Source organism: Krasilnikovia sp. MM14-A1259, assembly GCF_047159535.1.
In the GTDB taxonomy this organism is placed as follows: domain Bacteria; phylum Actinomycetota; class Actinomycetes; order Mycobacteriales; family Micromonosporaceae; genus Actinoplanes.
Genome location: NZ_BAAGAJ010000002.1, coordinates 1,189,254 through 1,204,878, shown reverse-complemented (window position 1 = coordinate 1,204,878; position 15,625 = coordinate 1,189,254). Strand labels below are relative to the sequence as shown.

At 71.1% G+C, this 15,625-nt stretch carries 9 protein-coding genes; 5 read left to right on the top strand and 4 right to left on the bottom strand.

The window, feature by feature from the left end; all coding sequences use genetic code 11:
- Positions 1–2: 2 nt before the first annotated feature.
- Positions 3–2,183, bottom strand: a complete 2,181-nt coding sequence (locus tag ACMCNK_RS05100; RefSeq protein WP_412735232.1) for an acyltransferase family protein — start codon at positions 2,181–2,183, stop codon at positions 3–5.
- Between the two features lie 152 nt (positions 2,184–2,335).
- Positions 2,336–4,414: a phosphocholine-specific phospholipase C gene (locus tag ACMCNK_RS05095; RefSeq protein ID WP_412735231.1), complete on the bottom strand. Its 2,079-nt coding sequence runs from the start codon at positions 4,412–4,414 to the stop codon at positions 2,336–2,338.
- A 191-nt stretch (positions 4,415–4,605) separates the two neighbouring features.
- Between ACMCNK_RS05095 and ACMCNK_RS05090 the strand changes: the two genes are divergently transcribed.
- The 3 genes from ACMCNK_RS05090 to ACMCNK_RS05080 all read left to right on the top strand — a co-directional run bounded on the left by ACMCNK_RS05090 (position 4,606) and on the right by ACMCNK_RS05080 (position 9,644).
- Positions 4,606–6,624: a SpoIIE family protein phosphatase gene (locus tag ACMCNK_RS05090; protein ID WP_412735230.1), complete on the top strand. Its 2,019-nt coding sequence runs from the start codon at positions 4,606–4,608 to the stop codon at positions 6,622–6,624.
- A 729-nt stretch (positions 6,625–7,353) separates the two neighbouring features.
- The gene (locus tag ACMCNK_RS05085) at positions 7,354–8,721 is read left to right on the top strand and encodes a helix-turn-helix domain-containing protein (RefSeq protein ID WP_412735229.1); all 1,368 of its coding nucleotides are present in this window, start codon (positions 7,354–7,356) and stop codon (positions 8,719–8,721) included.
- Complete coding sequence (locus tag ACMCNK_RS05080) at positions 8,718–9,644, top strand: phosphotransferase enzyme family protein (protein ID WP_412735228.1); 927 nt, start codon at positions 8,718–8,720, stop codon at positions 9,642–9,644. Before ACMCNK_RS05085 ends, ACMCNK_RS05080 begins: the two co-directional genes overlap by 4 nt.
- A 79-nt stretch (positions 9,645–9,723) precedes the next feature.
- On the opposite strand, the gene ACMCNK_RS05075 is transcribed toward ACMCNK_RS05080, so the two are convergent.
- Positions 9,724–10,995: an alkaline phosphatase gene (locus tag ACMCNK_RS05075; RefSeq protein WP_412735227.1), complete on the bottom strand. Its 1,272-nt coding sequence runs from the start codon at positions 10,993–10,995 to the stop codon at positions 9,724–9,726.
- Positions 10,996–11,157: 162 nt separating this feature from the next.
- Here ACMCNK_RS05075 and ACMCNK_RS05070 point away from each other — a divergent pair, with 162 nt between their 5' ends.
- Positions 11,158–11,637, top strand: a complete 480-nt coding sequence (locus ACMCNK_RS05070) for a hypothetical protein (protein ID WP_412735226.1) — start codon at positions 11,158–11,160, stop codon at positions 11,635–11,637.
- Positions 11,638–11,720: 83 nt separating this feature from the next.
- Complete coding sequence (locus ACMCNK_RS05065; RefSeq protein WP_412735225.1) at positions 11,721–13,298, top strand: methyl-accepting chemotaxis protein; 1,578 nt, start codon at positions 11,721–11,723, stop codon at positions 13,296–13,298.
- A gap of 63 nt (positions 13,299–13,361) precedes the next feature.
- On the opposite strand, the gene ACMCNK_RS05060 is transcribed toward ACMCNK_RS05065, so the two are convergent.
- On the bottom strand, positions 13,362–15,596 hold the full coding sequence (locus ACMCNK_RS05060; RefSeq protein ID WP_412735224.1) for a molybdopterin oxidoreductase family protein: 2,235 nt from the start codon (positions 15,594–15,596) through the stop codon (positions 13,362–13,364).
- Between the last annotated feature and the right edge of the window lie 29 nt (positions 15,597–15,625).

The window sequence follows — 15,625 nt, the reverse complement described above, 5'->3', positions numbered from 1 at the left end:
CATCATCCGGCGCGGTAGGTGCCCGCGGCGATGGCGGCCAGCCTCGGCAGCAGCCACGGCGCGATGATGTTCTGCACCGCGTACGGCGTGTAGTGCAGGCCGTCGCTGCGCACTCGGGCTCCGTCGATGTCCCAGGCGAACCTGCCGCCCGGGCAGACCAGTGGCCTGACGTCCAGCACGGTCACCGTGCCGGGACGCCGGGCCGCCTCCGCATGGACCAGCCGGTTCCACGCATCGACGCGGTCCGGCTGGTCCTCCGGGTACAGGCCGCCGTCCGGACGCTCGGCGCGGTGGGTGTACGCGGCGGTGAGCAGCACGACGGCCGCGCCGCGCGAGGCCGCGATGTGGACGGCGGCGTCGAGTTGCGCGGTGAGGTACGCGTCGTACGCGGGTTCGCCGACGTGCTGGTAGCTGCCCTGGTAGCGACGGTCCATGAGTTCCCAGCGATTGAGCTCGACGACCGCCACGTCGGGGTTGTCGCGGTCCACTCCCCGCTGCCAGCGCTGCTGCCAGGACGTGCAGCCGGGGTAGTTGGTGTGCGGTGTGCCGAGCATGAGGATGTCGGGCAGCGTCGCGATACCGCAGCCCTGGATCGCCCGAACGCTGGTCCACATGCCAGGGTGACGCGGCAGGTAGGTGCCGATCACCCAGGACACCGAGTCGCCGAAGAACGTGACCCGCGGCTCGCGGCCCGCCCGCCTGGGCCGCCCCGGCCGGTTGATCGGCGCCCGCGGCCGGGCTTTGCCGGTGGTGACGGCGACCACCGGTGCGGCGGCCACCGCGCGGTGCGCCGGCGGTGCGGTGGCGAAGCCGATCGCGAGGATCACCACGCCGAGGGTGGCGGTCGCCGTGGCGGCAGGGATGCCGCGCGGCAGCAGGCGGGCCAGCGCCCCGTGCCGGATCGGCTGTTCGATGAGGTGGTAGCTGAGGACGGCGACGGCGAGGGTGCCTCCGAGCCGGACGACCAGCAGCGGCCAGCGCGACAGCCCCGTGGCGTCCGCGGTGACATAGGTGAACAGCGGCCAGTGCCAGAGGTAGACGCCGTACGAGATCCGGCCGAGCCAGACCAGCGGCGCCAGGCTGAGGAAGCGGGCCAGGACCGAGCGCGGGCTGGTCACGGCGTGGGCGATGATGATCGCCGTGGCCAGCGCGGCGGCGCTCAGGCCGCCCCGGTACATCCAGCCCGCCTGGTCGTCGGCGCCGTGCCAGAGCCAGAGCGTCGCCGCGGCGGCGACCGCGGCCGACCCGCCCAGCACCGCACGGCGGCCCCGTGCCGTGTGCCAGCGCCATGCGGTGTGCCAGGCCAGCGCCGCGCGCCGGCCCTGTGCCGCCCGCCAGCCCGGGAGCTCGTGCGCACCCGGACGCCTTTGCACGCCCGCGGGCCCGCGGGCGTCCGTGCGCCCGGGTGCACTCGCTGGCCCGGGCCAGCCCCGGAACCGGTGCCAGCCTTGTGCCGCGCGCCGGGCCGGCGCGAGCAGGGTGGCCAGCGCGGCGCCGATGAGCAGGGCCTGGGCGCGGGTGTCGGTGCCGTAGTACGCCCGGCTCATGGCGTCGGGCTGGAACAGGGCGCGGCATGCGAGCTCGGAGGCGACCGCGCCCAGCAGGCAGCAGGCGAGCAGCACCGCGCGGGCGCGGCGGGCCGGCAGCCAGGTGAGGAGCCCGGCGACAAGTAGCGGCCACAGCAGGTAGAACTGCTCCTCGATGCCGAGCGACCACGTGTGCTGCAGCGGCGACGGGGCGGCGGTCACGGCGGCGTACCCGGTGCCCCGGAAGATCATCCGCCAGTTCGCCACGTACCCGAGGGCGGCGTACGAATCGCCGCGCAGCAGGTGCAGCGCGTCGTCGTCGAGCCGGAGGTGCCCGACGGCGACCGTGGCGACCAGCATGGTGAGCAGGGCGGGCAGCAGCCGCCGGGCCCGGTGCACCCAGAACCGGCCGAGCGCGATGCGCCCGGTACGCGCCCGCTCGGCCAGCAGCAGCGAGGTGATGAGGAATCCGGAGAGGACGAAGAACGTGTCCACCCCGAGGAATCCGCCGCCGAGCCCGGTGACCCCGGCGTGGAACAGTACGACCGCGGCCACTGCGCACGCGCGGATCCCATCGAGTGCGCGGCTGTAGCCGAACGACGGTGCGCCGGCCGGCAACTCTGCGGTCTGATCGGGATCGGTGTCCCTGATGGCCATCCGGGACTCCTGATTGGTGACTGGACGTCCGCTTCCGGCAACCGACGGTAACCGATCGGCGGGCATGAGCGGACACCGGCCCGGCGCACCCGTACGCCGGCCGCTCGGTTCGCGGCCTGACGCAGGGATCACCCGGCGGCGGCAGCCAGCCTCTACAGCAGACCGCCCATCGCCGGGTCGGTGATGCTGTCCCGGCCGTTCTCCAGGTGACCGGCGTAGCGCTGGGCGAGCGCGGCATCGCCCGGGGCGCAGACCTCCAGGTCGTACCAGCCGCGGGTACGGGAGACCGTCCACTGCCGGGTCGTCGACTCGCCGCCGCCCACGGTGACCGTGGTGCGGCGTGCCCGGTACGCGTCGCGCACGCTGAGCCGGACCGGGCCGGGCCCGGGGTTGTGGAACTGCAGCGCCACCCGGTCGGCCTGCGCGTCGTACGCCGTGGTGATCGCCACCGGGGCGCCGTGCGGTCCGCCGCGGAACTCGCGGAAGAAGCCGTTCGGCCCGTGCACGGACATGTCGTACCCGGAACCCGCCGCCCAGGTGTCGTCCACCTGCATGCCGGGCCCGACCGTGTACGTGCGCGGCGCCTCGCCCCGGTCGGCGCAGCGGACGTGGAACACCGCGGCCGCGGCACCGGCGTTGCGCAGCGTCAGGGTCAGCGTGTGGCCGTCGGCCTCGGCGTCGGCGTGCAGCGCGTACGGCAGGGCCCGCGCCGGGCGCACCCCGTGCTCCTGGCCGGGGACCTGCTGGGTGTCCGGGGGCACCGGCACCTGGTCGGGGTGGCGCACCAGGTCGCTCGGCTTGAAGTCGTCGGTGTCCGGCAGCCGGTACGGGCGGGCCCGGTTCGGCGTACGGAAGTCGAAAGCGCTCGTGAGGTTGCCGGTCACGGCCCGGCGCCACGCGGTGATGTTCGATTCGATCAGGTCGGGGCGGCCGCCCGCGAACCGTGCCTCCAGGAACCGGATCAGCGAGGTGTGGTCGAACAGCTGGGAGTTGACCCAGCCGCCGCGGGTCCACGGCGACACCACGATCATCGGCACCCGCATCCCCAATCCGTACGGCCCGGCCGGGAGGCCGACGCTGCCGGGGTAGATCTCGTTCGTGACGTCGACCGTCGAGCGGCCTTCGGCGGCCGAGCGCGGCGGCGTCGGCGGCACCAGATGGTCGAAGAACCCGCCCTCCTCGTCGTACGTGATGAACAGCGCCATCCGGCTCCACACCTCGGGCTGCCCGGCGAGGATGTCGACGACCTGGGAGACGTACCAGGATCCGAAGTCGGGTTCCCAGTTCGGGTGCTCCGAGTACGCCTCCGGCGCGACGATCCACGACACTGCGGGCAGCCTGCCCTGCTGCACGTCGTCGCGGAAGTCGCGGAGCAGCGCGAGCGGGTCCCGCCCAGCCGCCTTGATGTTCGTGCCCGTCCGGGCGCGCTGCGCCAGCGGGCTGTCCGCCGCGGCGCGCTGGTACTGGTGGAAGTAGAGCAGCGAGTTGTCGCCGTAGTTGCCGATGTACGGGTCCTGCGTCCAGCCCCACGAGCCGTCGGCGGTCAGACCGTCCCCGACGTCCTGGTACACCTTCCACGAGATGCCGGCCCGCTCCAGCCGCTCCGGGTAGGTCGACCAGTCGTAGCCGGCCTCCGCATTGGTGATGACCGGGCCGCCGCCGGTGCCGTCGTTGCCCACCCAGCCGGTCCACATGTGATAGCGGTTCGGGTCGGTCGGGCCCAGCAGCGAGCAGTGATAGTTGTCGCAGACCGTGAACGCGTCCGCCAGGGCGTACTGGTAGGGCAGGTCCGCGCGGGTGTGGTAGGTCATCGTGGTGACGCCCTTGCTGGGCACCCACCGGTCGTGGCGCCCGTCGTTCCACGCAGCGTGCCCGTCGATCCAGCCGTGCGGCGGGTCGGGCAGGAAGGTCTGCCCCAGGTCGGGCACGTCCGGCCGGAACGGCAGCAGCTCCCCGCCGTCGAGGGTCGGCTGATGCCAGACGCTCTTGCCGGACGGCAACCGCACCGGGTGCGGGTCCGCGAACCCGCGGACCCCCCGCAGCGTGCCGAAGTAGTGGTCGAACGACCGGTTCTCCTGCATCAGGATGATCACGTGCTCGACGTCGGCGATCGATCCGGTGCGCTGGTGCGCCGGGATGGCCAGGGCTTTGCCGAGATCCACCGGCAGCGCGGCGGCCAGCGCCGGGGCGCCGGCCAGCTTGAGGAACGTACGGCGGTCGACGGCGCCCATCGGTGATCCTCCTGTTTCGCGTCGGAGCAGCGAGCGATCGAAAGTTATCGACGCCATCTGTCCGGGAGGTGGCCGGACGGCGATGCGCATGCGACGGCCGGGCGACCACGGCCGCCCATGCCCCGACCGGGGTGCGGCCCGGCGGCAGCAGGGGCGTCTACCCTGAGGGCCATGGGCCACAGGGATCGCTGGTGAACACCGCCCGCCCGCGGGCGGACGTGCTCGCCCTGCTGGAGGCCGACCCGCACGGCTGCGCCCTGGCGACCGCGGTGCGCGCCGCCGACGGCAGCATCGTGGACTTCACCCTCACGTACCTCAACGAGGCCGGTCGCCGGTTCCTGGACCGGCCGCGCGACGAGCTCGTCGGCCACCGGTACCGGGAGTTGTGGCCGGAGACGGTCACCGACGGCACGCTGCCGCTGTATCGGCGCGTGGTGGAGCAGCGGGAGCAGGTCGTCCGCACGGTGTATTACGACCGGACGAACGTGACGGGCCACTTCGAGGTCCGCATCGTGCCGTTCGGGGACGGGTTCGTGGCCCGGTTCGTCGACCTGAGCAAGCTGACCATGGGGTCGCAGACCGAGGGCGGCGCCCGGCTCTACGACGCGCTCGACGCGGCGTTCGACGGGTTCACGTTGCTGTGCGCGGTCCGCGACCAGGCCGGAACGATCATCGACTTCACCCGCGACTACACCAACCAGGTCGGGGCCAAGCTCGCCGGGCACACCGTCGAGGAGCTCATCGGGCGCCGCATCGTCGAGCAGCCGTCGGGCGCGCGGGACGTGCACCTGTTTCCGCACCTGCGCGCGGTCGCCGAGACCGGCGACACGTGGCACGAGCAGGTGACCTCGCCGAGCACGGCACAGGTGTGGGAGCTCAAGGCCGTCCGGGTCGGCCACGGGACCGTCGCCGTCTCGTACCGTGAGGTCACCGAGCAGGTCGATCAGCAACGGCAGCTTGAACTCACCGTGGCCCAGGCCCGCACGGCCGCCGACCGGATCAGCGCGCTGCAGGCCGTGACCGCCGCGCTGGTCTCCGCGAGCACCGCGGAGGAGGTGTACCTCGCGATGGGGACCGTGGTCCGCCCGTCCGCGGGGGGCCACGGGCTGGCGGTCCTGCTGATCGAGCACGGCCGGCTGGTGCTGGGCTACCACGCCGGATACGAGGACCACGTGGTGGAACAGCTCCGCGAGCTGCCCATGACGCACCCGTACCCGGCAGCCGGGGTCGCCGCCACCGGTCAGCCGCGCTATCTGAGCAGCCCGGAGGAGTTCGCGGCGGCCCAGCCCGACCCGGAGCGCGCCGTCTCCGGAGGCGGCCGGGCGGCGTGGGCGTTCCTGCCGCTGACCAGCGCCGGGCTGGTGCTCGGCACGCTGGTGATCGGGTACCGGCAGCCCCGCCTGTTCGACGACGACGAGCGGGCCAACCTGATGGCGTTCAGCCGTCTGGCCGCCCAGGCACTGCAGCGGGCCCTGCTGTACGAGGCGCAGTTGTCGATCGCGGCGGACCTGCAGCAGGCGTTGCTGCCGAACCGGCTCCCGACGCTTTCGGGTGCGCGGTGCGCGGTGCGTTACCTGCCGTGGACGCGCGGCGCCGACGTCGGCGGCGACTGGTACGACGTCATCCACATCGACACCGACCGGGCCGCGGTCGTCATCGGCGACGTCGCCGGGCACAGCTCCCAGGCGGCGGCGACGATGGGGCAGCTGCGCAGCGCGCTGCGGGCGTACGCCGCCGACGGCTACGAGCCGGCCGACGTGATGCGGCGGGCGAACCGCCTCCTGCTGCGTTACGAGCCGCACGCCATGGCGTCGTGCTGCTACCTGGAGGTGCACCTGCGGGACCGCACCGCCACCGTGGTCCTGGCCGGTCACCCGCCGCCCATCTTCTGGGCCGACGGGGATGCCGTCCCGCTGCGGCTGGCACCGAGCCCGCCGCTGGGGATCCGCAACGCCGACTACGCCGAGGTGACCCTGCCGCTGCCGGCCGGGAGCAGCCTGGTGCTCTACACCGACGGGCTGATCGAGGACCGCCGCTACACCGTCGACCGTGGACTGGCAGAGCTGAGCGCGGCGGTCGGATCCGCGCCCACGCACGAGCCGGACGGCCTGCTCGACCACATCGTTCGCGCGAACGTCGGCCCGCACCCCCGCACCGACGACGTCGCCATCCTCGTCCTCACCGTCGACCCGGTGCCGGACAACGACTGATCACGCGGTATCAGCCCTGAGGTGTCAGGCTTTCGTGCTCGGAAGCCACCCAAGAAACTGTTCGTAGAGCACGGCCCAGCCGTGACGGTCCGCGTGGAGCGTCCCGGCAGCCTCGCAGAGGCAGCTCGCAAGGTAAAGGCAGAGGCTGGTCGGATGGTTCGAGAATTCTGAAGTCAGGTGGGCTCTCGCCGCCAGACACGGCCAGGGGCTTCGGCAGGCACGGCAATCCCATGAAGGACGATCGGGTAGATGCACCGCCATTATCGCGGGTCATTCCAGGTTCGGTGCATGCGTGCCAGCGAGAGTATCCCGAGGCGGCGACCGCCACGCGGGAGTGGTGGACGCGTGCTGTCCTGACGGGAGCATCCCAGGCCAGATGCGTCCGGAGACGTCGGTGATGGGACTGAACCGTCAGGAACGGTTACGCCGGGCGGCCAGCCGTATGCGTCGGGACATGGCCACCGAAATCCACAGCAGCACCGCCTTCCCACAAGGGGAAGGAATCGACGCCTACGTTCGTGCTTCACGTGTTGCTCCACGGTCTGGTGGCAAATTCGGACACTGACAAGAATGGCGTTGTGCCCGTCCGGCAGGTAACTGGCCGGCCCGGGCACCAACGCTAGGTGGCGCGCTGCCTAGTCGGGCTGGTTGGGAACGCTGGGCAGCCGTTCCGTCGATCCGGCCCCGGCGATACCGTTACCTGCTACAACCCTGACTTCTGGAGTCCACGTGAATCTGGAGCGTTCAGACGGGTCGCGGCCGACGCCTGCTACGTGGGAACACCCCACCATGCGCAGCGCGCTCAGCATTCGTGATCTTGCAGCGGTCTACCGGCGGCTCGGACAGCAAGGGTTCTCGCAGCGGCGGATCGCGCACCTGACGGGTCAGTCTCCATCGGAGGTTTACGAAATCATCAAAGGCCGCCGGGTCATGGCCTATGACTTGCTGATCCGAATCGCCGATGGGTTGGGTGTGCCACGCGGATACATGGGATTGGCCCACGCAGAGCTGGATTCGGCTTGGGAAGGCGCCCTCGACGGCGCGTCACCGACGAGCGGTGAGGCGGACGAGATACGCCGACTGCTGTCCGAGGCCGCCACCATCACGATGGGTGTGTCGGTCGACGATACGTCACGCTGGCGGCAGCCGTGCGGGCGAGCCATCACCCCGGTACCAGACCGGATCGGTGCGGTGGACGTGACGCAGATGGAGCACATCACCGGCGTCTTGCGCGCACTCGATTATCGGCATGGTGGCGGGGCGTGCCGCGATGCCGTGGTTGCTCAGGCCGAATACGCGCGGTCGCTGCTTACCGCAGATAGCGCGAGCGCAGTGCGGCAACGACTACGCGGCACGCTGGCTGATCTGCATAACCTTGCCGGATGGACATCCTTTGACGTTGGGCTGTTCTCCGCAGCACGACGGCATTTCGCGACGGCGTTAGAACTAGCCAGAGAGTGCGACAACCACTCGCTTGTGGCGAACGTCCTCTATCGGCTCGGGCGCTTGCATCTGCATCAGGAATACACATCGCAGGCACTCAAGTTCTTTCAACTCGGTCAACTCGCCGCTCAGGACGCCGAGGACCCGCTCACCGTTGCCATGCTTCACGCGAACGAGGCGTGGGCATACGCGATCATGGGTGACAGGGGCAAAGCGTTGAATTCCCTTGGGCGCGCTCAGGACGAGTTCACCAGGCCCCAGCCGGATCGCCCACGCGGGTGGGTCGGATTCTTCGGTGAGGCCGACCTTCATGCTCTCATGGGGATCGTTCACGGCCTGCTTCCGGATTCGAGGGGTGACCGCTACGCGGACGAAGCGGTGGCGAATCTGCAGCACAGCATCGGCCTCCGCGCAGACAAGATGGCGCGAAGCCTGACGTTCGAACTCACCGCAGTGGCTACGGTTCACTTCCGTCTCGGTGATGTCGGGCAAGGTCTGCGCTTCGGCAACCGGGCCGTCGATCTGGCCGAGCAGGTCCGCTCCACCCGTACGATCGACCGGCTTGCGCCCCTGCGTGCGGCTGCGCAGCGCCATGGGGGCGACGATGAGGTCGTGGCCTTGTCCCACAGGATTGGTACGCTCCGTGCGGGATGACCACGCACCACGCGACGGGACACGCGGCCGGCCGAATGGCGCCGGGTCGGCTGCATGCCGTTCTTCGCACGCTGCAGTCGGTTGTCGGCGTGGACGCTGCCGGCGCCGAGATGATCAAGTTCACCAACAACGCCGTCTTCCGGCTCCCGGCATGTGGGGTCGTTGCCCGCATCGCCGGCTCGCGCACCATGGCACAACGTGCGGGCAAGGTCGTTCGCGTGGCGCGCTGGCTGGAAAACAATGATGTAGCAGCCGTTCGTCTGCTCCAAGGGGTCAGGCAACCGGTCATCGCTGACGGCCTGACCGTGACGCTATGGCAGGAGGTGATCGCGGACGGACCGGCGCCGACGGGTGCTGACCTGGCGAGAATCCTCTCAAGGATGCATGCGCTCTCGCCGCCAGACGGGAGTCTTCCCGATTGGGATCCGATTACGGAGATCCGGCAGCGCCTCGAAGAACCAGAAGGTGTGCCGCAGACCGACATCACCTTTCTGCGTGACCAATGCGACCGGATCGAGGTCGAACTCGCCAACCTATCGTTTGATCTGCCGCGCGGGCCGATACACGGCGATGCCTTCATGGGCAACCTGATCGCCGGCCGCGCCGGGCCGGTCATCTGTGACTTCGACTCGACATGCATCGGGCCGCGCGAATGGGATCTGGCACCCCTGGCCGTCGGAAAACTTCGCTTCGACTACCCCGACGACGCCTACGGAGAACTGGCCCACCATTACGGCTTCGATGTCCTCGGCTGTCGTGGGTTCCCCACCCTTCGTCGAATCCGCGAGCTCAAGCTGGTAACCAGTGTCATCCCGGTTCTGGGCAGTAGTCCGGCGATTCGGCCGCAGTGGGAGTACCGGCTCAGGACCTATCGGGCCGGGGACCAGGGCGCACGCTGGAGTACGTATCGTGCGGCCATGTAGCGGCGAACTCGCCCGGCGGACGTGAAACGGTCGACGGGGCCGTCCGGGCGGTGCCGGCCCGGACGGCCCCGGACCCGCCTCAGCGGGTCAGAATGGTGCTCAGGACGTCGTGCACGTACGTGTTCGGGTGCTTGCCGGAGAACCGGTCGGCCAGCGGCCCGTACGCGGTGACCGGCACGTCCACACCGGTGTGGCCGCTGGTCGTCCAGTCCATGGTGAAGCTCAACGGGCTGCCCTTGATCGGGAACGGCCCGTCCTCGCGGGAGATGCCGTCGCCCGACTCGTCGCTGGTGCCGTTGTCCTCGACGGTCAGGCCGCCGCAGTCGTGGTCGCCGGTCACCACGACCAGGGTGTCCGGGTGGGTGGCGGCGTAGTTGCGGGCGACCGCGACCGCCTTCTCCAGCTCGCCCATGGCCTGCAGCACGCGGGTGCCGTTGTTCTCGTGGGCGAACTCGTCGATGCCCTCTTCCTCGACGAACAGGAAGAAGCCCTGGCGGTGGCCGGCGAGCGTGCCCAGTGCCTTGCTGGTCATCGTGGCGAGGCTGACGGGCGGGCTGTAGACGTCGCCCTTGCCCTCTTCGCGCTGCTGGAACAGCTCCTCGTTGGCGAACAGCCCGAGCAGCTTGCCCTTCTTGGCGGCGGCGAGCTGCCCGGCCGTGGAGACGTACTGGTATCCGGCGTGCTGGGCCTTGGCGATGAGGTCGCCCTTGGTGCCCTTGCTGGCCTCGGTCGGGTCCTCGGCCGGGTGGTCCGCGTACGCGCCCGGCTTGTCCGCCGGAAGCCACCAGTCCTCGCCGCCGCCGAGGATGACGTCGGGCTTGCTGACCTCGATGTACTGCCGGGCGATCTCGTCCTGCGCGGAGCGGTTGGCGGTGTTGGAGAAGAACGCGGCCGGGCTGGCGTCGGTCACCTGGGCGGTGGTGACCAGGCCGGTGGCCTTGCCGTGGGCCTTGGCCTGCGCCCCGAGCGTCGGCAGCGGGTTGCCGTCCACGTCGACGCTGATCGCGCCGTTGTAGGTCTTCTCGCCGGTGGCCCACGCGGTGGCCGCGGCGGCGGAGTCGGTGATCGGCGTCTTCGGGTCGTGCGGGCTCGTGCTGAGCTGCCCGGAGAACGGCAGTTTGTCCATGGTGAGCTGGCCGTCGAGGCCGGCGTAGTACAGGCGGGCGGCTTCGCGGTGCGCCGCGGACATGCCGTCGCCGTTGATGAAGATGACGTTGCGGGCCTTGACCGGCCGCTTCGCGGCGGGGCCGGCGTCGGCGGCGGTCAGCGGGTTGACGAGCGTCATGCCGGCAGCGGCGACGGCTCCGGCGAGTACGGGGCCGGCGAGCCACCGGGCGGGGCGGGCAAACACGTACGTTCCTCCAGGTTGGTGGGTGTCTCGCGGCACACCCAACAGCAGGTCGGCGCCCGGCAGGTTGATCTTTGATGAACACCGTCCGACGGCAGCAAGATCTTCGGCCGCACCCGCCTGCCATCCATCGACGGTTGTCGGTACGATGACTCGTCCGCGTTCATGATCGCCGGCGTAACCAGATGGTTGCACAACGGTTGCGCGCGGCTGTCGACCCGGGATTGCCGGCGCCGTATCGTGAATTCCAGTGCTGACTGCGCGGTGACGAAGGGCGATCCGATGCATGTCCCCGAGCTCGACGTCGAGACGGGTCCCGACGGCAGCCTGATCGTCCGGCCCCACGGCCTGCTGGGACCGGACCGTGCCGTCGAGCTGCGTCAGCTCCTGGTCCACTCCGTCCGCAAGGTCCGCCCGCTGCGTCTGGTGCTCGACCTTGCCGACGTGTCCGGCCTCGACCCGATCAACGTGGGCACCCTGTCCGCGGTCTGCGGCCTCGGCGACGACCATCAGGTGATCGTCTTCCTTGATCGCGCCTCACCCGGCATGGCCGACGCGCTCACCGCCGCCGGAGTTCCCCGGCAGCGGCTGCGTGCGGTGCGCTCAAACCCCTTGATCACCGGAGAAAACTTCCCCGAATTGTGAATAGTCAGTCAGGCGCCCCGCCCCGCTGCCGATCGCTGAGTTATGGCCGGGCTGTCCGGTCGACGGTCACGGGGGAGCACGGCATGGCAGGTCTGACTGGGTGGATCGGCAACCGCAGGGTGTCGACGAAGATTCTCACGGTCACCGCGGTCGCGGTCGCGGGCACGGTGATCACCGGGGCGGTCAGCCTCGTCGGGATCAGCGGCCTGCAGAGCACGCGGTCGGAGGAGCTCAGCCGTGCCGTGCCGTACATCAACGACCTGAACAGCGCCGCACTGGCCGCCAAGGCTGCCGCCAACGACGAGCGCGGTTACCTGATCAACGGCGACACGAAGTTCCGCGACGAGTCGCTCGGCCGGCAGAAGACCGTGCAGGCGAGCCTCGCCGCGGCACGCGGCCGCGGCAGTGCGAAGGAAAAGGCCACGATCGACGCGCTCCTGAAGTCGACCAACACGTGGTTCACCGCACTGCAGGGCGAGTTCGCCACGTACGAGAACGATCACGCAGCGGCGCAGACCGCGGCGTTCGGCCCGAACCGCGACCTGCGCAAGGCGTACGAGACGCAGTTCGCGGCCGAGATCAGCCGGGCCAACGACGCGCTGGTCGCGGGCAAGGACTTCGACGCCACCGTACGGGCGACCCGCTGGTCGATCGCGGCCGTGTTCGCGATCGCCGCGGCCCTGGCGGTGTTGCTCGCCCTCTACATCGCCCGGCAGATCGTCGCCCCGCTGGGCCGCGTCTCCCGGGTGCTGGCGGCGGTCGCCGACGGTGACCTGTCCCAGGACCCGGCGGTCGAGCAGAAGGACGAGCTGGGCAAGATGGCGGGGATGCTGCGCCGGGCGATCGGCACCCTGCGCGAGACCGTCACCGAGCTGTCCGAACACTCCACCACGCTCGGCGGGGCCGCCCGGGACCTGTCGGACACCAGCGGGCAGTCCGTCGCGGATGCGCAGGAGGGTGCCCGGCAGTCCGCCGCGGTCGCCGACTCGGCCGCCACCATGTCGACCAACATCCACACCGTCGCGGCGGGCGCCGAGGAGATGGGCGCCTCGATCCGGGAGATCGGTGAGAGCGCCACCCACGCGGCCGGCGTGGCGATGCGGGCGGTCGACGTCACCGCGGACACCTCCACGGTCATGGCCCGGCTGGGGGAGTCCTCCATCGAGATCGGCAACGTGGTCAAGGTGATCACCTCGATCGCGGAGCAGACCAACCTGCTCGCCCTCAACGCCACCATCGAGGCCGCCCGTGCCGGTGACGCGGGCAAGGGCTTCGCGGTGGTGGCCGGGGAGGTCAAGGACCTCGCCCAGGAAACCGCCCGGGCGACCGAGGACATCGGCCGCCGGGTCGCCGCGATCCAGGAGGACACCACCGGCGCGGTGGCCGCGATCTCCGAGATCAGCGAGATCATCGGGCGGATCAGCGAGTTCCAGACGACGATCGCCTCGGCTGTCGAGGAGCAGACCGTCACGACCAGCGAGATGACCCGCAACGTCACCGAGGCCGCGACCGCGGGCGGCGCGGTCGCGCAGACGATCGACGACGTCGCCGGTGCGGTGCAGCGGATCAACGCGCGGGTCGACGGCACCAACCGGGCGGCCGGACAGCTCGCCACCATGTCCGAGGACCTGCGCCGCCTCGTGGACCGCTTCCAGCTCTGAGCGGCAGTACCGGCCCGGAACCACGGTCCCCGACGGGGACCGGAGTTCCGGGCCGTCGCCTGTTCAGGACCGTGCCGCGGGCTTGACCTCCACCGGGATGCCGTTGAGCACGCTGTTGCCGGACAGCGGGTCGATCGCGAACTCGTCGGTCAGCACGTTGCTGTTCACCCCCGGGTGGGCGGCGGCGACCGCCATCCGGGTGCCCGGCAGGTCGTGGCCCCACCCGTGCGGCAGGCTCACCACCCCGGGCATCACCCGGTCGGTGACCTCCACCGGCGCGGACACCACCCCGGCCCGCGACGCGATCCGGGCGTCCTCGCCGTCCGCGAGCGCCAGCCGGGCGGCGTCGACCGGATGCATCTGCAGCGTGCACCGGTCCCGGCCCTTCACCAGGGCGGGCACGTTGTGCATCCAGCTGTTGTTGGAGCGCAGGTGCCGGCGGCCGATGAGGACCAGATCCTCGTGCGGACGGTCGAGGGCGCCGCGCAGCCGCTCGACGTCGGCCGCGAGCGGGGCCGGGCACAGCTCGACCGTGCCGCTCGGGGTCTGCAACACCTCCGGGATGCGCGGGCGCAGCGGGCCCAGGTCGACGCCGTGCGGGTGGGCCAGCAGCCGGGTCAGGGACAGGCCGTCGGGCCGGGCGCCGAACCCGTCACCGTACGCGCCGGTGCGCAGCGCCACGTCGAGCAGGCGCTCCGCGGGATGCTCGCCGTCCACCATGGCCCGCAGCTCCTCCGCCGTACGCCCGGAGTTCGGCGCGGCCGCGGCGACCCGCTGTAGCGTCTGCTGCAGCATCTGCTCGTGCAGCGCCGCCGGGTCCGCGTCCGCGCCGTGGCCGGTGACCAGCAGCGTGAGCCGTGCGAGGATGTCGCACTCGTCCATGCCACCGGCGTCGGCGGGCAGCACCGGCGGGGAGTACGCCGCGAAGTTGCGCACCGCCAGCGCCAGGAACGAGAAGTCGTAGTGGCCCTTGCGGGCGGCGTCGGTCGGCGGCAGCACCACGTCGGCGTGCCGGGTGGTCTCGTTCAGGTACGGGTCGACGCTGACCATGAAGTCCAGCCCGCCCAGTGCCCGGTCCAGCCGCCCGCTGTTCGGCGTGGACAGCACAGGGTTGCCCGCCACGGTGACGAACGCCCGGACCTGCCCGTCGCCCGGCGTCTCGATCTCGTCCGCGAGCGTGGCGACCGGGAACTCGCCCTTGACCTCCGGCAGCCCCCGGACCCGGCTGTGCCAGCGGCCGACCGTGAAGCCCTTGCCGCCGGAACGCGCGTGCGGGCGCAGGTGCGCGGCCAGCGGGAACATCACCCCGCCGGGGGAGTCGAGATTGCCCGTGAGCACGTTCACGACGTCGACGAGCCAGCTGGTCAGCGTGCCGAACTCCACCGTGCACGTGCCGATGCGGCCGTACACCGCGGCGGTGGTTGCGGCGGCCAGATCCCGGGCCAGGCCGCGGATCCGTTCCGCGGGCACCCCGCACGCGGCGGCGGCCCGCTCCGGGGTGAACGCCTGGGCCAGCTCGCCCACCTGGCCGAGGCCGGTCACGTGGCCCGCGAGCGCCCCCAGGTCCACCAGGTGCTCGGCGAACAGCGTGTGCACGATGCCGAACAGCAGGAACGCGTCCGTCCCGGGCCGGATCGCCACGTGGTCGTCGGCGTGCTCGGCGGTCCGGGTGCGGCGCGGGTCGACCACGACGAACCGGCCGCCGCGGGCCTGCAGCGCCTTGAGCCGGCCGGGGAAATCTGCTGCGGTGGCCAGGCTGCCGTTGGATTCCCACGGGTTCGCACCCAGCACGAGCAGCAGATCCGTACGGTCCACGTCGGGCACCGGGATGGCCAGCGGGCTGCCGTACAGGTAGCCGCTCGACACGTGCTTGGGCATCTGGTCGACCGTGCTGGCAGAGAAGATGTTGCGGCTGCCGAGCGCCCGCAGCAGCGGGGAGAGGTAGAGCCCGCCCGCCATCGTGTGCACGTTCGGATTGCCCAGGTACACCGCGACCGACTGCGGACCGTGTTGCCGAAGGATCGGGCCCAGCCCGGCCTCGATCGCCCGGTACGCCTCGTCCCAGGACACCTCCACATGCCGGTCACCGCGGCGCACCAGGGGCCGGCGCAACCGGTCCGGGTCCTGCGACAGCTGCCCGAACGTCGCACCCTTGGGGCAGACGAAACCGCGGCTGAACACGTGGTCGGCGTCGCCCCGGGCCGCGACGATCCGCTCGTCGGCGATCGTGAGCTCCAGGCCGCAGGCCGCCTCGCACAACGGGCAGGTCCGGTACGCCGTACGGGTCTCGCCGGGCATGCTGTCACCAGCCTTCCGGGCCGCCGCGC